Below are 22,828 nucleotides of genomic sequence, written 5' to 3' on the forward strand. Positions count from 1 at the left end.
CCACGTAGTCGTAGACCCCAGGCACGCTGAGAAACTGCATGCACGAGAACCGGGAGACCTCGTCGCTGGCTGCACGGAAACGGAGCAGTCCGGCCGGTGAAGGCGGCAGCCGCAAGACCGGCATGAATGGCGATGAGGAGTCGGATTGCGCCGTAGTATCGATGAACCCCTCGAACAAAGCAACGGAGCAACAGGCCGAAGCCGCGGAGAGGGAGGAGAAAAGGGCGCGAACCAAGGAGAACACTGACCCGACCAACACACCACCGGCACAGGACGGGAGAGGGGTGTCACAGGGTTTGGCCGGTGTGCGCAAAGTAGCGAAGGAAAGGAAGCAGGAGCAGTTCACCACGCTGCTGCACCATCTGACGCATGATCTGCTACGGACGAGTTTTTACGCGTTAAAGAAGAACGCGGCGCCGGGAGTGGACGGAGTCACGTGGCAGCAGTACGAGGAAGGGCTGGAAGGGCGGCTTGCCGATCTGAAAGACCGGATTCACCGGGGAGCGTACCGGGCGCAGCCTTCAAGACGGATCTACATACCGAAGGCGGACGGGCGGAAACGCCCGATCGGAATTGCGGCGCTGGAGGACAAGATTGTTCAACAGTCCGTGGTGACCATCCTCAATGAAATATACGAGGTGGACTTTCGGGGATTCAGCTATGGGTTTCGGCCCGGGCGGAGTCCGCACCAGGCGCTGGATGCCTTGAGTGTGGGCATCCGCCGGAAGAAGGTGAACTGGGTTCTGGATGCGGACATTCGCGGGTTCTTCGACCAAATGAGCCACGAATGGACGATCAAATTCATCCAACACCGAGTCGCCGATACGCGCATTCTGCGCCTGATCCAGAAATGGTTGAAGGCTGGAGTGAGCGAGGAGGGCGAGTGGTCGGAAACGAAGGTAGGCACTCCGCAAGGGGCGGTGATTTCGCCGTTGCTGGCGAACGTATACCTGCACTACGTGTTCGACCTGTGGGTGGAGGCATGGCGCAAGAGGACGGCGGAGGGCGACATGCTCGTCGTCCGCTACGCGGACGATCTTGTGGTGGGGTTTCAGCATCGGGAAGAAGTCGAGCGATTTCTGGAGTACTTCCAGGCAAGGCTGGCGAAATTCGGGTTGGAATTGCACCCAGAAAAGACGCGACTGATCGAGTTTGGTAGATTCGCTCAGAACAACCGGCAGCAGTGTGGTGAAGGCGAACCGGAGAGCTTCACGTTTCTGGGGTTCACGCACCAGTGTGGGCGCAACAGTCTCGGGCGATTCACTATCTGGCGGCGCACGGCGAGGAAGCGCTTGGAGGCAAAACTGCAGCAAGTTAAGCAGACGCTTCGCGAGCGGATGCACGAACCGGTGCCGAAAGTGGGAGAGTGGCTCGGGCGCGTGCTTAACGGTTTCTACCAATACCATGCAGTGCCGGGCAACTGGGCGAGCCTGGACCGATTCCGCGAGCGCATCGGACGTTATTGGTGGCGCGTATTAAAACGGCGCAGCCAGAAAGCCCGAGTGAGCGCGGCGCGGGCAACTCGACTCTTCGAGCGCTGGCTGCCGCGCCCCCGGCTACTGCATCCACATCCAGCAGTACGCTTTGACGCCAGATATCCAAGGTAGGAGCCGTATGCGTGAGCAGCGCCAGTACGGATCTGTGCGGGGGGCGACCAGCAATGGCCGTCCCTACCGCGACACCTTTCCCACTTCACAGAGCGCTGACCGGCTTGTCGCCGTCCGCTGCCTTCGCAGGGTTTGCTTTGCCGGTGACCATGGATTCCGGGAGTGTCGTGGCCGCTTTGGCTTGGGCCGCCGTTTGCTTTGCCGGTTTCCGGACTGTGGGCTTGGCCGTAATGTCTGCTTTGCGGGCTGGCATAGTTGTCTCCTGCACCTCCGCAGTCTGTTGGCCTAACTCCTGTTTAGGCTGACCTGGATCAAATCGACCCTGGTTGGCCCAAGACGAAACCGCCAGCGGCGGGCCGGGAAGGGGCCGGAACTGCTTCGTGTGCATTGTTCTGCCGCTTTCTATTTATTGAGCAGGGCTCCGCCCATCCTCTCTCCAATCATCTGCATGCAGAATGGCGTCTTGGCGTTCGGGGCACCTTGGCAATGAACGCTTCGTGTGTTCGCGGCTTCTGGCTCAGTGGGAATGCGATGGCTAGTGTCAAAAGGATAGAACACCGGGATTCCCCAATTGTAGGCAAACCATGGATCCGATCTCAGGACAATCGAGATGAGGCGCACATTCAAGCCTCGAAACCTCCTCCAGATTGCGTTCGCAGCAGCCTGATCAAGGGGGCCATGGATCCTGGCATAAAGAAAGAGATCCGGTACGGGGTCAGTCGATGTCGGGGCGCTTCTGGTGATGTGCACAATATCCGCAAAGACGCCGTCTTCTTCGACATTCAGGATCTCATCGCCGGAGACTGACTTCCGGTATACACCACCAAACTTATCTCTCACTTGCAGAACGGATGCACCTCTGAAGGAGATGTACCTCCCTATTGACCAGTCCCGCGCCGTGGCCGCGTCATACATTGTCACCCAGTCACTAAATACTCGCCGCATGGTAACAGTGTCTTTCCAAAACAGAGATGCTTCCTCTTTCGACACAAAGAACCATACAACGAGCAATCCCGGATGCCTCGCTGCCTCCTCTTTTCCTATCAGCTCAAGTCGCTTCGGGCTAAATTCCGGAGCTGGGACAATGCGTTGCTGCGTGAAAACCTCATCTGATGCCTGAGCCTGAGCAGATAAATGGAGGCAGCAGATGGCCATCAGTAGGGTAGTAGCCAGGAGGCGGATGAAGTTCAGTTGTGTGTACCGCATTTCTCAGTAAGCGACGAGCACAAATTCAGAGATCCAGACCTGATACGGTTCAAGTAAAGCCATGCCGCCATTCGCCCGATGCGATGTTATCACCGCCGCCTTCCCGATCCTATGTCTTCCAGGCCCCAATGCAAATCGGGCGGCCAACCCGTTGTCCGGATCGCCGCCCGATGGTGTGCCTACCGGCAGAACTACGCCAGTTGGTGAATCAGCCCGTACACCGGCTTCAGCGTCGGATACAACACGCTGAACACCTCATACCCGCGGTCGTAGGCCGCCGATTCGTGCACGCTGGGGATCAGGCAATCCTTTTCCTTCACCGCTGCTTCGCACAGCTCTTCCACGTTCTTGTACTCACCCGCCGACGCCAGGGCCAGCAAGGCTGCGCCGTAGGCCGAGCCTTCGGAATTCTCCAGCGTCGAAATGCCGCGCCGGAAAATGTCGGCCAGCATCTGCCGCCAGAAGAGGCTCTTGGCGCCGCCACCGGAGGCACGCACCGAATTCACTTCCACGGCCATGCCTTCGATCACGCCCAGGCAATCCTTGAGGCTGTAGCTCACGCCTTCGATGATCGACCGCACCAGGTCGCCCCGCCCATGCTTGGCCGTCAAGCCGATCCAGCCGCCGCGCGCGATCGCGTCCAGGTGCGGGGTCCGCTCGCCCATCAGGTAAGGCAGCCAGTACAGCCCGTGCGACAGCGGTGGAGCCTGCTGGGCTTCGGCTACCAGGTCGTCATACTCCACGCCTGGAGCGAAGTGATTGCGGAACCATTGCAGGCTGAGGCCCGCTCCCTGCGTCACGCCCATTACGTGCCACTTGCCGCGCACCGCGTGGCAGAAGGTGTGGACCCGGCCCGTCGGGTCATATTGCGGACGGTCCAGGTACGCGAAGACCACGCCCGAGGTGCCAATCGTGCACGACGCCACACCGCTCTTCACAATGCCATTGCCGATGCCGCTGGCCGCCTGGTCGCCCGCGCCGCCCACCACCGGAGTTCCTTCCTTCAAGCCCGTGGCGGCGGCCGCCGCCTTGCTGATGGTCCCGCTGACGTCCACCGACTCTTTCACTTCCGGCAGCAGCGAGGAATCCAGCTTCAGCCGCTCGATCATCGGTCCGGACCAACGCCGCGTCACGACATCCAGCAGGCCCGTGCCCGAGGCATCGCTGACTTCCGTGGCGTGCTCGCCCGTGAGCATAAACCGCACGTAGTCCTTGGGCAGCAGCATCTTCTTCGCTTTTTCGAAGTTCGCCGGCTCGTTGTCGCGCACCCACAGCAGTTTCGGCAGCGTGAAGCCGGTGAGCATCGGATTCGCGGTGTGCGCCACCACATTGGCCTTGCCCACCGTCTGGTTGATGGCGTCCACCTGCGGCTGGCTGCGCTGGTCGCACCAGATCAGGGCCGGACGGACCACTTCGTTCTTCTCGTCCAGCAGCACCAGGCCGTGCATCTGGCCGGACAACCCGACGGCCTTCACTTCCGCGCCCGAGACGCCGGCTTCCTTCAGGACACCCTGCACCGCCTTCTGCGCCGCGGCCCACCAGTCCTCCGGGCATTGCTCGGCCCACAGCGGCCGTTCCATCTTCATCGCTTCGTGAGGTGCCGTGAAGCCCGCCTTCACCTTGCCTTGTGCATCCACCAACAGGGCCCGGCTGCCGCCCGTGCCGATATCAATTCCAAGCCAATACATAGTGATGAATCCTTTGCTAAGTCTCTGCGCGCTTCAGCTCACCCGAACATTGGAAAGGCAGATAGGCCGCGCCATACAGCCCTGCTTCACCGCCAAGGGTTGCTCTTTCAATCCTTGTCTTGGTGTTGCGGTAAGTGAAACTGCGCTTCTCCACTTCCCGGAAGATCGCCGGGGCAAACAAATCCCATGCCGGCAGCGGTCCGCCGCTCAACAGGTATAACGGAAAATTGAAGATGTTGATCAGATTACCGATGGCGATGCCCAGCGCCGTGCCCATCAGCTCAAACACGTGGCGGGCTTTCTTCGCGTCCTCACCCTCGCCCATGGCGATCTGATAGATGTCCTTCGACGTCGGATTGTCGCCGAGATGCAGCAGCCGGCCCATCGACGCCACGGCCGTGGCCGACGCGTGCTTCTCCAGGCAGCCTTCGTTGCCGCAGCCACACGGATTGCCGCCGGGAATCACCGTCATGTGGCCCAGTTCCGCTGCCATGCCGACAAAGCCGTGCAGGATCCGCCCATCGGAAATGATTCCGCCACCGATGCCTGTCCCGAGTGTCAGCAGTACCAGGTCGTTCACGTCCTGGCCCGCGCCCAGCCACTTCTCGCCCAGCGCGGCGGCGTTGGCGTCGTTCTCGAGGATCACGGGCTTGCCCAGCTTTTCGCTCAGGTCGTCCCGGAGGGGGAAACCATCGAAAGCGGGCAGGTTGTTCGAGCCGACGATCAGGCCTTTTTTTAGTTCGATAAAGCCCGGGACCGCCACTCCGATCCCCGCCAGCTTGTCCTGGCCGAACTCGTCCCGCAGGGCCCGGATTGCCAGGACGATGTCTTCAATCACCGCCTCCCGGCCTTCCCGCAAGTTGGTCTTTCCGGAGCTCTTACCTAGCTGTTTTCCGTCGGAATCGATGGCCGCGGCCCGAAGGTTTGTACCCCCCAGGTCGACTCCAATCGAGTAGCGGTTCGTCGTCACCATGAAGCCGCATGATAACAAACTCGATGGTCCGAATTTAACCGAACCCGCGATTCCTGCTACTTTGAGGCCGTCTGCCCACTGACGTCAAGGGCCTTGAGCAGAAACGCGTAGTCGAACGCCGTGTCCTTGAATCGTTCATACCGGCCCGAGGCCCCGAAGTGTCCGGCGCCCATATTCGTCTTCAGGAGCAGCAGATTGTTGCCCTTCTTCATCGTGCGCAGCTTGGCGACCCATTTGGCCGGCTCCCAGTAGCTCACGCGCGGATCGTTCAGGCCCGCCGTCACCAGCATGTTCGGGTAAGCCTGGCGCTCCACGTTGTCATAGGGCGAGTAGGTCCGCATGTAGGAGTAGTACTTCGGATCCTCTGGATTGCCCCACTCTTCATACTCACCGACCGTCAGGGGCAGGGAAGCGTCCATCATCGTGCTGATGAGGTCGACGAACGGAACCTTCGCGACCACGGCGCCGAACAGGTCTGGCCGCAGATTCACCACGGCGCCCATCAGCAGGCCGCCCGCGCTGCCGCCCAGGATGCCCAGCTTCTTCGGTTGCGTGTACCGCCGGGCGATCAGCATCTGCGCCGCCGCAATGAAGTCTGTAAACGTATGCTGCTTGTTCAGCATGCGCCCCGCCTCGTGCCACGGCTTGCCCAGGTCGCCGCCGCCCCGGATGTGCGCAATGGCGTAGACGAAGCCGCGGTCGAGCAGGGAAATGCGCTCCGCACTGAACGTCGGATCGGACGAGATCCCATATGCTCCATATCCATAGAGAAGGCAGGGATTCGAGCCGTCCTTCACCAGGCCCTTCCGAGATACGACGGAAATGGGAATCAAGGTTCCATCGCTGGCCTTGCCCATGATCCGTTCGCTGACGTAGTTCTCCGGTTTGAAGCCGCCGAGCACGGCCTGCTGCTTCACCAGCGTCCGCTGCCGCAGGTTCATGTCGTAATCGAAGATCGACGGCGGGGTCACCAGGCTGGTGTAGTTGAAGCGCAGCACCGGCGTGTCGTACTCAAAGCCGCCGCCGCCCTTTACGGTATAGTCCGGTTCCGGCATCGCTACCAGGTGCTCCTGCCCGTCCGAGAAGCGCCGCACCAGCAAGCGCGGCAGACCCTGGGCGCGCTCCGTCACCACCAAATGATCGGCGTAGGTATCGACGTCTTCCAGCGTGACGTCCTTGCGGGCGGGGATGATCTCCTTGCGCGCTTCCGGATGCGCAATGGGCGCCTGCATCAGTCGGAACGTCTTGGCGCCTTCGCTGGTGCGTACATACCAGTTGCCGCCGTGATCGGAAACCTGATACTCGACATCCTGGATCCGCTCGTACAAGCGGGTGAACTTGCCGTCCGCCTGATCGGCCGGCAGGTACCAGACCTCGGAGGTCGTCTGGCTGTCGCAGTCGATCAGCAGGTAGGCCCGGCTCCTCGTTTTGCTGATCGCCACCTCGAACCGCTCGTCCGCCTCGTGAAACACCTCCACGTCGGCTGCCGCCGAGCCCAAGGCGTGCCGGAACACCTTGTACGGCCGCTTTGATTCGTTCAGGACGTTGTAGAACAGGGTCTTGTTGTCCGCCGCCCATTCCACGCTGTAATAGGCATTCCTGATCTGGTCCGGCAGCGGTTGCCCGGTGGCCAGGTCTTTCACGTGCACCGTGAACGTCTCGTCGCCGGAAGTATCTGTCCCGTACGCCAGCAGCTTCTGGTTCGGGCTCACTGAGAAAGCACCCACCTGGAAGTACTTTTGTCCTGCCGCCAGAACATTCCCGTCCAGCAGCACCTCTTCCGGTCCGCTGGCGCCCTTGCGCCGCAGGTACACCGGATACTGCTTGCCCTTCATCGTCCGCGTGAAGTAGTAGTACTCCCCGTGCTTCACCGGGGCCGATGTATCATCTTCCTGAATCCGCCCTACGATCTCTTTGTAGATCTGCTCCTGCAGCGCTTTCGTATCGCCCATCTGCGCTTCGGTGTACTTGTTCTCCGCATCCAGGTAGGAGATCACCTCCGGATTCGACCGGTCGCGCAGCCAGAAGTAATTGTCCGTGCGCCGGTCACCGTGCTTTTCCAGTTCCTTGGGAACGGTCTTCAGGGTGGGAGGCTTTACCTCGGCCATTTGAGCAGGAGTTGACATAGATAAAGAAAGGCTCATCCAGAGCGCGGCGGAGCCGCAACGGGACAGGGATGCCATACCCACCATGATCGCACCGCGCCCGGCACCCGCTGTGACCGGTGGCCGGCAATGACGGTAAACTCCGCTGGAATAGGGCAGAATCAGGGAATTCGCCCAAGGGCACCCATCCAACGGCCAGTTTTCGGCCCTTTTTCCACTGTTGAGTTAAAATTCACTCAGATTGGGCCGTTCCACTTGCGCGGTCTCTTTTTTTGGTATTGAATACAAGCAGGTCCTAATTACTGCATTGAGGCGAGTACGAACGCCAGGGACAGCTCCCAGGCTGTCACTGGATGATTCGAGGACGAAGACGGCATACACCCCTCCGAATGCCGCCTTCACCAAAATGGCGGCCCGGCGAACCTCCTCCTCTGCCGGGCCGCTTTTCTTTTTACGGAGCGGCGTCCAGACCCACCTGGTGCAGCAGATCCTTGAAGCGCGCTTCTTCCCACAAAGGCCGAAAACGGGGATCCACCTTGATCCAGATCACCTGGCTCTCCCGCACCTTGATCGCCTCTGCCAGCGTATTCAGCGCCTTCTGCTTCTCGCCGAGCATGGAGTAGGTCCGCGCCAGGTCCATCCGGTCTTCCTGGCCTGCCCTCACCTCCGCCTCGATCACGGGCAAGCTGCGCCGCGCTGCTTCGACATCCCCCGCAAAGTAGGCCTGCAGGCCCACCAGCGGCAGTTTGGGATCCCGTCCCTGCATCTCCATCGACTTCCGCATCGCGGCTTCGGCTTCTTTGTGCCGCCCGGCGAAGCCCAGGGCCATGCCCAAGTCCCAGTACATGTCTGGATGGAGGTTCTTCAGCTCCAGCGTGCGCTTGTATTGCGTGACGGCATCGTCGTAGCGGCCCTCCACCTGCAATGCGTAGCCATAGGAGAAGTTGATGAACGACGCGAGGGGATCCAACTCCAGCGCTTTTCTATATTCCACCCGGCACTCTTTCATGCGCCCCTGCGGCAGCAGCACCGCCGCGGCGTACATCCCATGAGCCACCGCCGAACCGTCGTCGATCTCGATTGCGCGCCGCGCTTCCGCCTCGGCTTCCCGCCACTTCCAGTCGTGGAAGGCGAGTGTGAGGCCCAACGCCGAGTGCGCGTCCGCCAAGGTCGGATCCAGGGCGATCGCCCGCTCCGCTGTCCGCCGCGCATTTGGCCACGCCACATCGGCCGGCAGCGAGTTGTAGTAGCCCAGCAGTGAATAGGTGGATGACAGCCCGGCCAGTGCCGGCGCATAGTCCGGATCGAGCCTCAGGCACTCCTCGAAATACTCGATGCTCTTCTGCATCCCCTGCCGCGAGTACAGATTCGCCTGGTACTTGCCTTTCAGGAACGCGTTGTACGCCTCGATGCTGGATGTCGTGCGTTTGCCGGCGGCCGCCGCTGCCGGCCCCACCTGCACCCGCAGGGCATTCGCAATCGACTGGGCGATCTCGTCCTGTACCGCGAAGATGTCTTTCATTGGCCGGTCGTACGTTTGCGACCATACCGACGATCCGTCCCTCGGATTCGCCAACCGCGCCGTCACGCGCAGCCGTTCACCCTGCCTTCGGACACTGCCTTCCAGTACCATCGACGCATTCACGCGGCCGGCCACTTCGTCCAGCGCGGCGTCGCGTCCCTTGAACTGGGCCATCACCGTCCTGGAGATCACCTTTAGCCCCTGGACCCGCGCCAGCCGGTCCATGATCTCTTCCGTCAGACCCTGGCTGAAGTACTCGTTCTCCGCCACGCCGCCCACGTTTGCAAACGGCAACACTGCCACCGTCGCCAGCGGCGCCTGGCGAACGCGCCGCATATATGACGTCTGCCAGTACCCCAGGGAGATGCCCACCACCGCCAGGCCGGCGAGGATGCCCACCAGTTTCCAGCCGCGCGGCATCGGCGCCGACTCCACTTCCACCGTCGGCGGCCTGGGGGCGGCTGGTGCGGCTGGAACCGCTGCCGCAACGGGTTTCGCTACCCGCTTCCCGAACGATGGGACGTAGCCGCCCTTGGGCAGCTCAATCCGTACCGCCTCGTCCTTGCCCGCGCCGGCGTAGTACTCCTCCAGCCGGCTCCGCAGCCGCCGTGCTTCCACCCGCACGATCGGGTCGGTCCGAGGGTCGTACCCGGTGCTGCGTTGGAAGACTTCCACCCCCAGCACGGACTCCTTCAGCCGGTCGGTCTCGCCGCTGAGGGTCCGCTCCACCAGGTAAGTCAGGAACGAGGAGAGCCGTCCCGCGCCCGCAAAACCCGCGCTTTCCACAATCCGCCCCAGCGCGTCGCGGACCTCCTGCTGTTCCGGCTGTTGTTCTATCATTTCAGTGGGTTACAGCTTGAGTATACCGTTAAACCTACCCCCCGCTACTCACGTTGACGGCTGTTTCCGCCCCACCATGGCTCAATGAAACACGACTCCGAACGCTTTCACGCCTTCGACGCCCTGCGCGCCGCCATGATGCTGCTGGGGGTCGCGCTGCACAGCTCCACCGCCTACTCCACCTTCCCGGATGTCTGGTGGCTGAAGGACCCGGTCACCAGCCGCTGGCTGGACGCCTTCCTGCTCTTCGTCCATGGCTTCCGGCTGCCCGCCTTCTTCGTCATGAGCGGGTTCTTTGCGGCCCTCCTCATCAGCCGCCGCGGCTGGCAGGGCTTCCTCGAAAACCGGGTCGCCCGGCTGGGCTTGCCGTTCCTGCTGGGCATGCTCGTCCTGTACCCGTTCCTGAAGATCGCCGCCGTCTTCGCCTATTTCCTGGTCCGCGACCCCAACGCCTGGAACCGAACCCTCGGCTGGCTGGCGGAGGGACGGCTCGAACGCGCCATCGAGCCGATGCACCTGTGGTTTCTTGAAATCCTGATGTGGCTGTGCCTCGCCGCCGCTCCGCTCGCCCCGCGCCTCACCCGCTGGCTGGGCCGGCCCTGGTTCCGCTCCATCCTGGCCAGCCGCCTGGCTCCGGTGTTCTGGAGCCTCCTCACCTTCTTCACCCTCCTCTCGATGGAGTTCGGGATCCTCGATACCCCGCACAATTTCGCGCCCCACTTCCGAATCATTGCCGCCTACGCCGTGTTCTTCGCCTTCGGCTGGGGCCTCTACTGTCATCGGGCCTCGCTCCCACTGCTGCGCGGCGCCGGTTGGCCCCACCTCTGCCTCGCCGTCCTGTTTACCTTCATCACGCTGGGCGCCATCGACCGTCAGGTAGCCAACCGCGCCGTGCGCGACTGGCCCGCCTTCCTCGCCACCTGTGCCGGCACGGCTCTCACCGCCTGGTGTATGATCTTCGGCCTCATCGGCCTTTTCCTGCGCTACTTCTCCCAGCCTTCGCCGCGCCAGCGCTATCTGTCCGACTCGGCCTATTGGCTGTATCTGGTCCACCCGCCCGTCCTGGTCGCCTTGCAGCTCCCCATGATGCTGCTGCCCTGGCCCGCGGAACTGAAGGCCGTCATCGGACTGTTGTTGGCGGTGCCCATCCTGCTCGCCAGTTATCACTACTTCGTCCGCTCCACCTGGCTGGGCGTCATCCTGAATGGGCGCAAATATCCGGCACAGCTCCAAACCGTCGCAATTGAAACTTGTTTGGAACCGCAAGCATCCGTATAATCGACAGAACCATCAGGAAAGCGGCCAGGTCTGCCGATCACTTTACAGAGGTCTTTATGGAGATCCTTGGTGACAGACACTTCGTCGAGATTCCGGGCGACAAACTTCACCAGTTGCCGCCCCTCCTCATTCGCGTGGGCGCAGAAGCCGCTCGAATGAGCCGGACCATCGAGATGGCCAGCACGCTCATCGAATCCGAGGACATGCTGCCCGGCCTTCAGATGGAACCGCTCGACCAGGAACGCCGTAAGATGGACCTCGCCATCCAGCTCGTCGAGCAGTACCTCGGCCTCATCGAGCACTGGCGGTTGGGCGATGCCATCCTCGACTGGATCCGCCAATGCGAAATGACCTTTGAGATGCGGCAGGACCTGCGTCCGCTGCTGCGCCCCGACGTGTGGCCGCATGCCGGCCGGTCCAGTTTTGTCATGCTGCTGCGGGACAAAGCCGTCGACACCAAGGGCATCGCTCCAGAGAGCGCTGTGGGCACGCGCCTGTCCTTCCGCCAGCCGCCGCCATTGAACTGCTTCTCCGACCAGTTCCTGTTCTATTTGAAGGCGACGCTGGCCTCGACGGCGTACCAGACGTGGTCGAACCTCTCGCCGGACCCGATTTCGGCCTTCCCGCCGGAGCGCTTCTCGTTCGAGGTGCACGCGATCTAGTCCGGGCATCCTCCCGCGGCCAGCCGCGCGATTCCTGCGCTCCGCCGGCCGGCCTGACCTTGTTTCCGAGCGTCGAACACGTCCACTGCAGCACCTTGCTACGATGGCAAAGTCTATGCGCATCGCAGTGGTCGGACTTGGCTTCATGGGGCTCACCCATCTGAAAGCCTACAAACGTATCCCCGGCGTCGAGATCGGCGCCGTAAGTTGCAATGATCCAAAGGTCCTGGCCGGAGATCTATCCTCCATCCAGGGCAACCTCGACGTCGCCGGCGAAGCGGTCGATTTTCAATCGGCCCAGAAGTTCGCCGACGCCCTCGAATGTGTACGCGAAGCGGACGTAGACGCCGTGGACCTCTGCCTGCCCACGGCCATGCACGCGCCCATCGCCATCGCCGCCCTGCGGGCCGGCAAGCACGTCCTCGTCGAGAAGCCCATGGCCCTCGACGCCGCACAATGCGATGAGATGATGGCCGAGGCCGAAAAGGCCGGACGCCTGCTGATGAGCGCCCAGGTTTTGCGCTTCTTCCCCGCTTACGTCCCGCTCATCGAGGCGGCCCAGACGGGCAAGCTGGGCGAACCGCGGCACGCGCTGTTCCGCCGCCGGTGCGCCGCGCCCGGCTGGAGCGCCTGGCTCACGAACAAATCCACCTCAGGCGGGGGCGTCTTCGACCTCCTTATCCATGACGTCGACATGGCCCTTGTGTGCTTCGGCATGCCCACCGCTGTTTCGGCCACCGGCTATGAAGACCTCCCAGCCGGTGTCGACATGCTCACCGCGCAGCTCCATTACCCGTCGGGCTTCGCCGTGACCATCACCGGCGGCTGGCACTTGCCGTCCAACTACCCGTTCTCCATGGAGTACACCGTCGTTGGCCAGGACGCGGCCATTGAGTACAGCTCCGCCGGCCGGCCGCCCCACTGGTACGGCCGCGGCGAGGAGCGCGCCCTGCCGCTCTCCGACGTCGACGGCTACCAGGCCGAAATCGAGTACTTCGTCCACTGCATCCAGACCGGCGCGAAGCCAGAGCGCTGCACTCCGCAGTCGTCGGCCGCCGCCGTGAAGTTGACCCGGCTCCTTGAGGAGGCGCGGGCCCGCCAGGGAGAAATGTTGCCATGTCCACTCTCACTCTGAAAGACCGCGAAGTCGGTATCTTCTTCTGGGCCGAGCCCGACGCTCTGGCCACCTTGCGCACCGTGAAGTCCTGCGGCGTCGTCTCGGGCCAACTCGCCATCGATGGCACCGTGCAGCTCACGCCGGAAACGACCGCTGCCTGGAAAGCCGCCATCGCCGCTGAGGACTTCCACGTCTTCACGGTATTTGCCGCCTATGAGGGCGAGAGCTACGCCGATATCCCCACCGTGGTCCGCACGGTCGGCTTCATGCCGGCCGATACCCGCGCGGCCCGCGAACTGCGCACGCGCGAGGTGATCGACTTCGCCGCCGCGCTGGGCGTGAAGAGCTTCGGCTGCCACGTGGGCTTCATCCCCCACGACCCGACGCACCCCGAGTACATTGCCGTCCGCGATCTCGTGCGCCGCATCGCCGACTATGCCGCCACGTTCGGCATGACTTATTGCCTGGAGACCGGCCAGGAACCGGCCGATCAGCTCCTCGCCTTCTTCGGCGACGTCGATCGCAGCAACGTCAAAATCAACTTCGATCCCGCCAACATGATTCTCTACGGCTCCGGCGAACCCGTGGCCGCGTTTGAACTCCTGGCCAGCCAGGTGATCAGCGTGCACGGCAAGGATGGAGATTGGCCGGATCCCGCGCAGCCGGGTTCGTTGGGTACTGAGCGGATCCTGGGCGAAGGCTCCGTCAACATCCCCAAATTCATGGCGGCTCTGCGGGAGAAGGGCTACAACGGGCCCGTCTGCGTGGAGTCCGGAGTCCACGGGGAAGAGCAGCGCTGGCAGACGCTCAGCAATGCTGTGAAACTCCTCAACAGCCTCCGCTAAATTGACGGCAGGTTCAAAAGGGCCGCGGCTGGTGGAAAATCCACTGGCCGCGGCCCTTTTCGTGTCCCTGGCGCAGAGAGCTATGTCATCGCACCAGCGCCGGCATAATTTCGTCCCTCGCCTACTCAGATCGCGACCGGGCTAATCTAGGGATGTGCGGTATCCGGCCGATGTGGATCATGTTGGGAAAAATGAAGCACAGAACCTCATTCAATCCAAAGCGCCGAATCTGTGAAGGAGAAGCCGCGACGGTTCGTTCCGTGCCGGTTCAGATGCAGGGGATTCAGTACACCGGCAACCCCGAGCACAAGAAGCATCCCGGCGACTTTGGCCTGACGCCACCCAGCGCGCCACGGCTCGGCAAGACGCTATGCGATTCGGTGAATATTCACACCCGGGCGGAAGCGGAGAGGCTCCTTCGGGAGGGAATCCAACGAGGGTTCGTGAGCGCGCAGGAGCGGGGCTCATGGCCTCAGAATATCTGGGCTGTCAGTCACGCTGGCGAGCCGTTGGAGGCGTAACACGAAGGAAACGGCCGGTATCACGGCTACCCCATGCCCGAGGCTGACCCATTTCGAGATGAGATTATTGCCCGGTGGCGGCGCGCATGACAGCGGAATTTCAGATCGACGTTTCGTGGTTAGCCGAGGCCTATGGCCCGATCGAGATCGGCAAGACGGCGGCATCCCTCAGCATCCGGATTGGCGAAGAGACAGCCACGCGCATCGAGGACGACTGGGCGAAAACGGTTCAGTCTCAAACCAGAGTGGCGGCCTATCCGCTTGCAATTTGGCTTGCCTCCTCGTGGTGGAGGTTGCGCTGGGAAGCGCGCCCGTTCAAAGGTGTTCCCGGCACCTCCTGGCGCATGGCTCACGAACTGCCGGCTGCCGGTCACGGCTTCCTGTGGCCCCCCCTCACCTTTGAGAGCGATGGGGAGCGAATTCTGGCGTCCTGCCGGCCGACACGCCCCTTATCTGGAGAACCGCTGCGCTACCTGGCGGACTTTCGAGAATCGATTTCCGCTTCCAGTTTCGAGCGCACCATCGATGATTTCCTTGATCTGGTTCTTGCCAGATTGGCTTCATCGGGAGTTATGGGGACAGAGCTCGAAGCAATCTGGAAGGAAGTCCGCGAGGAGCGGCAGGATCCCGAACTTGCACGGCTACGCCAGTTGGAAGCGTGCCTCGGCTTCGAACCAGACGGAGCCCCGGAGGACGTCCTGTCCAGGCTGACCCTATTGGACAGTGCCGCCGGCCCCGGTGCGATCAACGAGATCGCCCCGATCTGCTCCGGGCCGGATCCTGCCCAGGCCTTGGCCGAAATCGAAGCGTTTGCCTCTTTGCCCGGGGTTCACGCCAAAGTCCAAATCGCCGCCAATCCCAGTTGGGAGGGAGCTGAGGTTGCTCCTTGGGTGATGGGGCGCGAGCTCGCCCGACACGTTCGTAGAGAAAGCGGCTTAGGCACCGGTGCCATGTCGGATGGGGCTCTTGCGGACTTGATTGGCATGAGCAGCGAAGTATTTGGGCAAGTACCCGAATATCGCTCTCCTCTTGGGTTGGCGGTTAGGGCCGATCAGGACACTGGCCTGAAGCTTCTGTTCCGGAAGCGAAACCGTCCCGGACGCCGATTTGAGGCGGCGCGATTTCTTGGGGAACAAATCAGGTCGAATGCTGAAGAGATCTGGCTGCCTTCGACCGACACAAGCACCGTGCGGCAGAAAGTCCAAAGAGCTTTCGCCGCTGAGCTTCTGTGCCCCATTGATGCGCTTTCCGAGTTCCTCCGGGACGACTACTCGCCAGCGGCGTTCGAGGCGGCGTCCGAGACCTTCGGCGTCTCCGAGCGGGCTGTAGAGAGCCATTTGGCGAACAACCACCTGATCCCCTCCGATTGGGTCTCCGCTGGTTAATTGTGCGAGTGGACTAAGAACACCCATGCCTTCTCCTTCCGGCTGTTTCTGACGGATCGCCTATCTGGGGCGAGTAGACCTTGGCTGTCCTACGGCCCCGCGTATCTTTGGATGTGCGGTGCTGGGTGTCATGGAATCGGGAAACAAGCCATGCACCATCCCGCAGTTCGCGCTCCGATGAGTCATTGCCATCTCTCGACACTACACGCTGACCAATGCGTGGCATGTCTGAAGACACGGACTAACTCTGAGTTGTGCTTGCCCCAGCGAGCGCCATCCCGCCAAACTCCGGCCCGTCGGTTGATACAATGAGCGCGCAAAGGAGACTCACGATGTCAGATTCAAAAACTCGCAGGTTCTTCCTCGGTGCGCTGAGTGCTGCGTCGGCTGTTCGCGTCTGGGGCGCCAATGACAAGGTGAACGTCGGCATCGTGGGCCTGGGCGGCCGCGGCAGCAGCCACCTCAACACCTATTCCGGCTTGGCCGAGGCTCAGGTAGTCGCCATCTGCGACGTCAACCAGGCCGCACGCGAGAAAGGCCAGGCCGCCCTGGCGAGAAAGAGCCTGGAAAAGGCCACTGAATTCGAGGACATGCGGCAGATGTTCGCCGACCCGAAGGTCGAGGCGGTCTCCATCGCAACTCCCAACCACTGGCACGCGCTTTCCGCCATCTGGGCCATGAAAGCGGGCAAGGACGTCTACGGGGAAAAGCCGGCCTGCTACAACATCCACGAAGGAATGCGGATGATCCAGGTGCAGCGCGAGACGAAACGCATCATGCAGGTGGGTTCGCAGCATCGGAGCCTGCCGTTCAAGATCAAGGCGATCGAGGCCCTCCAGCAGGGTCTGATCGGAAAGCTCTACATGAGCAAGGCGCTGTGTTACAAGCTGCGCCCCTCCATCGGGCACACGCCGGACACGCCCACGCCCCCCGGCGTGAATTGGGATCTGTTCCTGGGGCCCGCCCCCATGCGGCCCTTCAACCAGAAGCGCTTCGCGTATTTCTGGCACTGGTTCTGGGATACCGGCAACGGCGATATCGGCAATCAGGGCGTGCACGAGACCGGCATCGCCCGTTGGGCACTGGGCGATCCCGTGTGGCCGAAGACGGCCATGGCGTTCGGCGGCAAGTTCGGCCTCGATGACGACACGGAGACCCCGAATACGCTGACGGCCGGCTTCAGCTATGTTAGCGAGCAACTCGTCATCGAGGTGCGCGGCAAAATGACCAACGGCGAAGGCGTGCGGCAGGCCCGCGTAGTCACGGCCGGACCCGCGCCCGGTGCGCGCGGCGGACAGCGGCCCGCGGCCGGTGCGGCGCCCGCCGAGGCTCCTCCCGCCGCTCCAGCGCCTACTCAAGTGGGACCGGCGAGCAATCCGCTCAACGTCGGGGTCGGCAATCTCTTCTACGGCAGCGACGGTTGGGCCGCGATGAGCGATCAGGGGTTCCAGGCGTACAAGGGCGATTCCAGCGAACTCATCATGGAAGAGCGGCCCGAGCGCGGCAGGGGCGGCGATTCCACGGGGCTCCACATGCAGAACTTCCTGGCTTGCGTGAAGTCGCGCCAAGAGAAGGACCTTCATGACCCCATCGCCAACGCGGTGCCCAGCGCCAATCTGTGCCATCTGGCGAACATCAGCTACCGCGTGGGTCGTGGGTTGAAAATAGAGCCGGGTCCGATTCCGAAGTTCACGGGCGACTCCGAAGCAGCCAAAATGATCACGCGCCCGGCGTATCGCAAACCGTACGAAGTGTAATGCCGGCCTGAGTCGGCGTCCGGGTGGAATCTCAATGTCGGGCTGTCGATGCGGCCGGTAGCGGCCGCCAGGCAACTCGGTCGAGTTCCACCCGGTCCTCCTCAGGTCGAGCCGCTGTGCCGTGGTTCTTCAGCAGCCCACTGTGGCTAGTTTCTGTGCCAGGTCACAGGAGCCAACCATCCCAACGCTCGGCTGTCCACCGGACCTGCTACCGTCCAGGGCAGTTCCCGTTCCGGCCAGAACGCTCGCCGCCACGGCCTCAACGCCCGTTCTTTCCCAATCTCGGAAGAGGAACGCACCCAGTTGGACGTTCGGGCTCTTCCGCCGGATCGACATCGCCGGGACGGACGCGGCCCGCCCTCGGGCTCGGCCCGCTCACCCCAACTGCGGAGCGGCGAACAGCCCGCTCAAGGCATGCCGGATCGCGCCATGCAGGAACAACTCCTCCGCCGACATCCTCGCCGGACGGATCTGCGGTTTCCCGGGCAGCGTGCCCACCGCGTTCGCCATGGATGGGTAAATCAGGTCCCAAACCTCCGTCACGCGCCCGGCTAGAACGACTACCTCCGGATTCAGCACCATCACAATGTTGGAAATGCCCAGCGATAACTGCGCGGCAGTTTTCTGGAATGCGCGCACCGCCTTCCTGTCGCCGGCCTTCGCCGCCTGAATCACCTCTGCAAAGCGGCTGGCGGAAAACTCGCGGGTTGCATCGTAGTAACCCCAGGTGGCGCGATCGCAGATGAATAACTCCCAGCAGCCTTTGCGGCCGCAGTTGCACCTGGGCCCCGACGGGTCCACCACCATATGGCCGAACTCCGCCGCGAACGTGGAATTGTGACCCGTGCAGAGCTCGCCATTCACGATCATCCCCGCACCCACACCCACATCGCCGACCTCGAGGAAGACGAAGTTCTTCAGGTCGCCCGCCGTATTGTCCAGCCAACGTTCGCAGGTCGTGGCCAGGTGGCAGTCGTTGGCCACGCTGGTCGCAATCCCGGTCGCCGCCTCCGCCGCATCCCGCAGTTTGTAGCCGGAGTAATTCGGCAGCGCATTCATCCAGAGGATCTCGCCGCTCGCCTGGTTCACCATCCCCGGTACGCTGACACACAGGTGATGAAAGGTGCCCGGCCCTGGCCCCGCCGCGGAGCGCAGCCGCGCCAGGGCAGTGCGGAAATGCTCCAGCCAGGCGGAAGGCGACTTTGGTGTCCGGAAGGACGTCGACTGCCGGATGCGTCCCGTCAGGTCAGCCACCGCAGAGACCGTCTCGCCCGCCCGGATGCTGACGCCCACTACCTGGAACCCGTCCGGGTTCAGCGAAAGAAACATGGGCACGCGCCCGCGGCCCTCCGGCTTGCCGCGCTTCTCGCACACCAACCCTTCCTGAATCAGTTCTTCCACGATGAATGACACATTGCTGCGGTAGATCCCGGTTAGCGCCGAGAGCTGGATCCGCGAAACGGGCTGGTGGGTCCGGATGAGATTCAGCAGGATGGCGCGGTTCACCTGCCGCACTGTGGCTGGTGTCGCAGTGTTTGGGCTGACCATTGGCTGGGCCTCCTTTGATGCTTTAATCTAGTGCCGCCAACGCTGTTCGCCCGGCCTAACCCTTTGGCGGTCCCCGAATCCGAGGCCGCCAAGGTGCCGGACGAGCTGCCATGCGCCCCACCGCACTGGCCGCAATGATAGCGTATCAGCCGTTCTTGCCGGCTGTCACACTTTTGTATTGACTCAAGACAAACTCGCTAATACTATTTAGATGCGAGTCGCACCTTAAATGTCTCGCCACGACTGAAGAAATCCACGACGCGACTTCGGGAGGTAAGTAATGAGTGCTACAGGTCACACACTCCATCAGAGTGGGCGATCGCCGCAAAGGCTGAAGGCCGCCTTGGCCGGCCTGCTGATTCTGTTCGCGGCCGCCCCCGCCTTTGCGCAAGGCTATCGCGCCAGCATCACAGGCAAAGTCACTGACCCCAGCGGAGCGGCCGTGCCCGGCGCTACCGTCCGAGCCACCGACACCGCCACCAATATCGAAACCAAAGCGGCCACCAACCCGGAAGGCCTCTATGTCATCACCTTCCTGCTGCCCGGCAGCTACAGGCTCACCGTCGAAGCTACCGGCTTCAAGTCCTCCGTCCGCCAGGGCATCAGCCTGCAGGTGAACGACCGTATGACCATTGATGTCTCCCTGCAGGTCGGCGAGGTCAAGGACAGTGTGACCGTTACCGGAGAAGGCCCCCTCCTGACGCCCGAGTCAGCCTCCATGGGCCAGGTCATCAGCAACAAGACGATCGTCGAACTACCCCTCAACGGCCGCAATCCGCTGGCCCTTCAGCAACTGGTCAGCGGCGTGATCCCCACCGGCCAGAGCGGCAACGTGAACCTGACCCGCCCCTGGGATACCAACGGCGTCTCCGACGTCTCAGTCAGTGGAGCCCCGAATCGCGGCAACATGGTCACCCTCAACGGCGTCTACGCCAAGGGCGGCAACCAGGTCTCCTTCACGCCTTCGATTGACGCAGTAGAGGAATTTAAGGTCCAGAAAAACTCCTATGACGCCGAGTATGGCCACGCCGCCGGCGGCACCATCAACGTCGCCACCAAGTCCGGCACCAACGAACTGCATGGCGCGCTCTACGAATTCCTGCGCAATGAGAAGTTCGACGCCAACAGCTTCTTCGCCAACCGCACCGGCGCCACCAAAGCCAAGTTCCACATGAACCAGTTCGGCGCCACGGCCGGTGCGCCCGTCTACCTGCCCAAGGTATATGACGGCCGCAACAAGAGCTTCTGGTTCTTCAACTGGGAGTCGGTCCGCCAGAACACGCCGCCCTCCACGACATCCACCACGGTGCCCACCGAGGCCCAGCGCGCGGGCGATTTCTCGTCCGTAAGGACCGGCGCCGGTGCGCCAATCCTGATCTACGATCCGACCACGGTGGCCCCGGTCGAGGGCAAGCCGAACACCTATATCCGCACCCCATTCCCGAATAACAAGATCCCCACTGACCGGCAGAGCAGCATCGCCCGGAACGTACTCGGCTACATCCCCATGCCCAACCGCGGGGGCGACCCGATCAGTGGCGCCATGAACTATGTCTCCACCGGCGGCGGCGTCCTCAACTACGATCAGTACGGCACCCGCATCGATCACAACTTCGGCGAGAAGAGCCGCATTTTCGGCTACGTCGGTATCGCCAACTACGGCGCCGACAACCTGAACCTCTTCAACAACCTCACCACGGCCAGCACATCCTTCCAGAAGACGCGCCTCGCGTCCATCGACTACGTGCGCAACCTCCAGCCGGACTTCATCCTCAATGCCCGTCTTGGCTACTCCCGCAAGTACGAAGGCACCTTCGCCGGCAGCCAGGGCTTCAATGTCGCCTCGCTCGGCTTCCCGCAATCGCTGGTCACCCAGCTACCGTTCCAGGTCTTTCCGCAGTTCAGCATCGGCGACGCCACCGGACTCGGCTCCGGCGGCCCGTCCTACAACGCTTCCGACGGGTGGAACGGCTACATCGGCTTCACCAAGGTGAAGTCCAAGCACACGATGAAGTTCGGCATGTACGCCCTCGTCCTGCGCGAGTACGACGACCGCGGCGCCAGCTCCGGCAGTTCCGGCAGCTACAGCTTCGGCCGCAACTGGACCCAGTCCGACCCGTTCACCGCCAATGCCACCTCCGGCTGGGGCGCGGCGTCTTTCCTGCTGGGCCTGCCCGCTAGCGGCACAGTGGGCGTGGGCGGCTACCAGGCCACCCAGACCACTTACTACGAATGGTATTTCCAGGATGACTACAAGTTGAGCAGCCGCCTCACCCTGAACCTCGGCCTGCGCTGGGAGTTCCAGGGACCCACGACCGATCGCTTCGACCGCGTCATCCGCTCCTACGACTTCGGCTACGTGCCCACCATCGCCTCCGCGGCCCAGGCCGCTTACCTCAAGAGCCCCTACCCCGGCCTCGCCAATATCGACGTCAAGGGCGCTCCCCTCTTCGCCGGCGTCAACGGCCAGAGCCGCAGCTATCTCGATCCCGAGTACGATAGCTGGGGGCCCCGCATCGGCCTCGCCTACAAACTGAACCAGCGCGTGGTGCTGCGTTCCGGCTTCGGGACCTTCTTCAATCCGCGGCTCACCGGCGTCGACCTCGGCGGCTTCAACACCAGCACGCCGATGGTCACCACCATCGACAGCCTGACGCCCGCCAGCACCCTGGCCAATCCGTTCCCGTCGGGCCTCAACCTGGTGCCCTGCGCCACCCGCAACCCCGAGTGCCTGCTCGGCACGGGCATCACCTTCCGCAATCCGAAGGTCAAGACACCTGCGGTACTGAACTACTCCACCGGCCTGCAGTTCGAACTGCCCGGCCGCTGGCTGCTGGACGCCGCCTATGTCGGCTCCACTACACGGCGCTTCAATCCGAACTGGGCGCCGAACGCCCTGCCCGCGTCCTACCTCTCGCTGGGGAACGCCCTGCTGTCCGCCGTGGCCAATCCCTTCTACGGTCTCATTCCAGCCTCGGCCGGCACGCTTGGCTCCAAGACCTTCCCCTTGTACCAACTGCTGGCGAAGAATCCGAACTACCCCGTGACCACGAACATGGCCGTGGCCGGCGTGGGCCACAACACCTACCACAGCGCCCAGTTCTCGCTGGAACGCCGCTTCGCCAACGACTTCAGCATCCTGAGCTCGTACACCTGGTCGAAGCTCATGGCCCACTCCAACTACATGAACCCCGGCTTCTCCGATGCCTTCGAGAACATGGTGGCCGACATCGACCGCACCCAGCGCCTCGTCATCAACGGCATCTACAACCTGCCCGTCGGCAAGGGCAAGCGCTTTGCCATCAACTCCACCATCCTCGATCACGTCATCGGCGGCTGGCAGTTGAGCGGCGTCGGAGCCTTCCAGTCGGGGGCGCCCATCAAGACCAACAGCAATACCGTCGCCACCGGCCAGTCGATCTTCACCTCCGACCGCAATGTCGACAAGTGGTTCAACCCCGGAGCCTTCGCCGTCCAGCAGGGCATCGCCCAGCCCTTCGGGCAGCGCACGCTCACCCAGTACCTGAGCCAGTTCCGCAACCAGGGCATTGCCAACTACGACATCTCGGTCAACAAGTCCTTCCAGCTGGCCGAACGCTTCCGGCTGCAGTTCCGGTCTGAATTCTTCAACGTGTTCAACCGCACGCAGTTCGCCTCACCCAACGTCAACGTCACCAGCGCCACTTACGGCAAGGTGACGTCACAAGCCAACATCCCTCGCCAGATTCAGTTTGGTCTGAAGCTGGTCTACTAACCAACCCACCCAGGGGAACC

Annotated in this window: 15 protein-coding genes; 8 read left to right on the plus strand and 7 right to left on the minus strand. The window is 62.6% G+C overall.

All coding sequences use genetic code 11. The features are described 5' to 3' along the window. Positions 1 to 122 precede the first annotated feature (122 nt). Positions 123 to 1,607: a group II intron reverse transcriptase/maturase gene (ltrA, locus tag IRI77_RS34890; RefSeq protein WP_228486482.1), complete on the plus strand. Its 1,485-nt coding sequence runs from the start codon at positions 123 to 125 to the stop codon at positions 1,605 to 1,607. Positions 1,608 to 1,692: 85 nt separating this feature from the next. Here the strand turns inward: ltrA and IRI77_RS34895 are convergent, their stop codons facing one another. The 6 genes from IRI77_RS34895 to IRI77_RS34920 form a co-directional block, all read right to left on the minus strand. After that, the gene (locus IRI77_RS34895) at positions 1,693 to 1,860 is read right to left on the minus strand and encodes a hypothetical protein (RefSeq protein ID WP_194449535.1); all 168 of its coding nucleotides are present in this window, start codon (positions 1,858 to 1,860) and stop codon (positions 1,693 to 1,695) included. A gap of 149 nt (positions 1,861 to 2,009) precedes the next feature. Beyond that, complete coding sequence (locus IRI77_RS34900; protein WP_194449536.1) at positions 2,010 to 2,813, minus strand: hypothetical protein; 804 nt, start codon at positions 2,811 to 2,813, stop codon at positions 2,010 to 2,012. Between the two features lie 191 nt (positions 2,814 to 3,004). Next, positions 3,005 to 4,501: a xylulokinase gene (gene xylB / locus IRI77_RS34905; RefSeq protein ID WP_194449537.1), complete on the minus strand. Its 1,497-nt coding sequence runs from the start codon at positions 4,499 to 4,501 to the stop codon at positions 3,005 to 3,007. A 16-nt stretch (positions 4,502 to 4,517) separates the two neighbouring features. Further along, positions 4,518 to 5,474, minus strand: a complete 957-nt coding sequence (locus IRI77_RS34910; RefSeq protein WP_194449538.1) for an ROK family protein — start codon at positions 5,472 to 5,474, stop codon at positions 4,518 to 4,520. Positions 5,475 to 5,530: 56 nt separating this feature from the next. Next, a complete protein-coding gene (locus IRI77_RS34915; RefSeq protein ID WP_194449539.1) occupies positions 5,531 to 7,600 on the minus strand; it encodes a S9 family peptidase in 2,070 nt (689 codons plus the stop codon). 430 nt (positions 7,601 to 8,030) lie between these two features. Next, a complete protein-coding gene (locus tag IRI77_RS34920) occupies positions 8,031 to 9,941 on the minus strand; it encodes a tetratricopeptide repeat protein (protein ID WP_194449540.1) in 1,911 nt (636 codons plus the stop codon). Positions 9,942 to 10,025: 84 nt separating this feature from the next. On the opposite strand from IRI77_RS34920, the gene IRI77_RS34925 reads away from it, so the two are divergent. The 6 genes from IRI77_RS34925 (at position 10,026) to IRI77_RS34950 (ending at position 17,506) form a co-directional block, all read left to right on the plus strand. Then, positions 10,026 to 11,219, plus strand: coding sequence for an acyltransferase family protein (locus tag IRI77_RS34925; protein WP_194449541.1), 1,194 nt, complete (start codon positions 10,026 to 10,028; stop codon positions 11,217 to 11,219). A gap of 56 nt (positions 11,220 to 11,275) precedes the next feature. Next, positions 11,276 to 11,881 (plus strand): hypothetical protein, encoded by a 606-nt coding sequence (locus tag IRI77_RS34930; RefSeq protein ID WP_194449542.1) that lies wholly within the window; start codon positions 11,276 to 11,278, stop codon positions 11,879 to 11,881. 115 nt (positions 11,882 to 11,996) lie between these two features. Further along, positions 11,997 to 13,016, plus strand: coding sequence for a Gfo/Idh/MocA family protein (locus IRI77_RS34935; protein ID WP_194449543.1), 1,020 nt, complete (start codon positions 11,997 to 11,999; stop codon positions 13,014 to 13,016). Continuing rightward, positions 12,998 to 13,843 carry a sugar phosphate isomerase/epimerase family protein gene (locus IRI77_RS34940; RefSeq protein WP_194449544.1) on the plus strand — a complete coding sequence of 282 codons (846 nt, stop codon included), beginning with the start codon at positions 12,998 to 13,000 and terminating at the stop codon, positions 13,841 to 13,843. Before IRI77_RS34935 ends, IRI77_RS34940 begins: the two co-directional genes overlap by 19 nt. Positions 13,844 to 14,450: 607 nt before the next feature. Continuing rightward, positions 14,451 to 15,749, plus strand: coding sequence for an ImmA/IrrE family metallo-endopeptidase (locus IRI77_RS34945; RefSeq protein ID WP_194449545.1), 1,299 nt, complete (start codon positions 14,451 to 14,453; stop codon positions 15,747 to 15,749). A 332-nt stretch (positions 15,750 to 16,081) separates the two neighbouring features. Further along, positions 16,082 to 17,506: a Gfo/Idh/MocA family oxidoreductase gene (locus tag IRI77_RS34950; protein WP_194449546.1), complete on the plus strand. Its 1,425-nt coding sequence runs from the start codon at positions 16,082 to 16,084 to the stop codon at positions 17,504 to 17,506. Positions 17,507 to 17,881: 375 nt separating this feature from the next. Here the strand turns inward: IRI77_RS34950 and IRI77_RS34955 are convergent, their stop codons facing one another. Further along, complete coding sequence (locus IRI77_RS34955; protein WP_194449547.1) at positions 17,882 to 19,054, minus strand: ROK family transcriptional regulator; 1,173 nt, start codon at positions 19,052 to 19,054, stop codon at positions 17,882 to 17,884. A 280-nt stretch (positions 19,055 to 19,334) separates the two neighbouring features. Here IRI77_RS34955 and IRI77_RS34960 point away from each other — a divergent pair, with 280 nt between their 5' ends. Further along, a complete protein-coding gene (locus tag IRI77_RS34960) occupies positions 19,335 to 22,808 on the plus strand; it encodes a TonB-dependent receptor (protein ID WP_194449548.1) in 3,474 nt (1,157 codons plus the stop codon). The last annotated feature ends 20 nt before the right edge of the window (positions 22,809 to 22,828 follow it).

The sequence above is a fragment of the Paludibaculum fermentans genome (genome assembly GCF_015277775.1).
In the GTDB taxonomy this organism is placed as follows: Bacteria; Acidobacteriota; Terriglobia; order Bryobacterales; family Bryobacteraceae; genus Paludibaculum; species Paludibaculum fermentans.

Bases quoted from the DNA above. Each gene is read 5' to 3' on its own strand.
- IRI77_RS34930 (WP_194449542.1), top strand. From the start codon at position 11,276: ATGGAGATCCTTGGTGACAGACACTTCGTCGAGATTCCGGGCGACAAA.
- IRI77_RS34935 (WP_194449543.1), top strand. From the start codon at position 11,997: ATGCGCATCGCAGTGGTCGGACTTGGCTTCATGGGGCTCACCCATCTG.
- ltrA (WP_228486482.1), top strand. From the start codon at position 123: ATGAATGGCGATGAGGAGTCGGATTGCGCCGTAGTATCGATGAACCCC.
- xylB (WP_194449537.1), bottom strand. From the start codon at position 4,501: ATGTATTGGCTTGGAATTGATATCGGCACGGGCGGCAGCCGGGCCCTG.
- IRI77_RS34940 (WP_194449544.1), top strand. From the start codon at position 12,998: ATGTCCACTCTCACTCTGAAAGACCGCGAAGTCGGTATCTTCTTCTGG.
- IRI77_RS34895 (WP_194449535.1), bottom strand. From the start codon at position 1,860: ATGCCAGCCCGCAAAGCAGACATTACGGCCAAGCCCACAGTCCGGAAA.
- IRI77_RS34950 (WP_194449546.1), top strand. From the start codon at position 16,082: ATGTCAGATTCAAAAACTCGCAGGTTCTTCCTCGGTGCGCTGAGTGCT.
- IRI77_RS34945 (WP_194449545.1), top strand. From the start codon at position 14,451: ATGACAGCGGAATTTCAGATCGACGTTTCGTGGTTAGCCGAGGCCTAT.
- IRI77_RS34920 (WP_194449540.1), bottom strand. From the start codon at position 9,941: ATGATAGAACAACAGCCGGAACAGCAGGAGGTCCGCGACGCGCTGGGG.
- IRI77_RS34955 (WP_194449547.1), bottom strand. From the start codon at position 19,054: ATGGTCAGCCCAAACACTGCGACACCAGCCACAGTGCGGCAGGTGAAC.
- IRI77_RS34910 (WP_194449538.1), bottom strand. From the start codon at position 5,474: ATGGTGACGACGAACCGCTACTCGATTGGAGTCGACCTGGGGGGTACA.
- IRI77_RS34925 (WP_194449541.1), top strand. From the start codon at position 10,026: ATGAAACACGACTCCGAACGCTTTCACGCCTTCGACGCCCTGCGCGCC.
- IRI77_RS34900 (WP_194449536.1), bottom strand. From the start codon at position 2,813: ATGCGGTACACACAACTGAACTTCATCCGCCTCCTGGCTACTACCCTA.
- IRI77_RS34915 (WP_194449539.1), bottom strand. From the start codon at position 7,600: ATGTCAACTCCTGCTCAAATGGCCGAGGTAAAGCCTCCCACCCTGAAG.
- IRI77_RS34960 (WP_194449548.1), top strand. From the start codon at position 19,335: ATGAGTGCTACAGGTCACACACTCCATCAGAGTGGGCGATCGCCGCAA.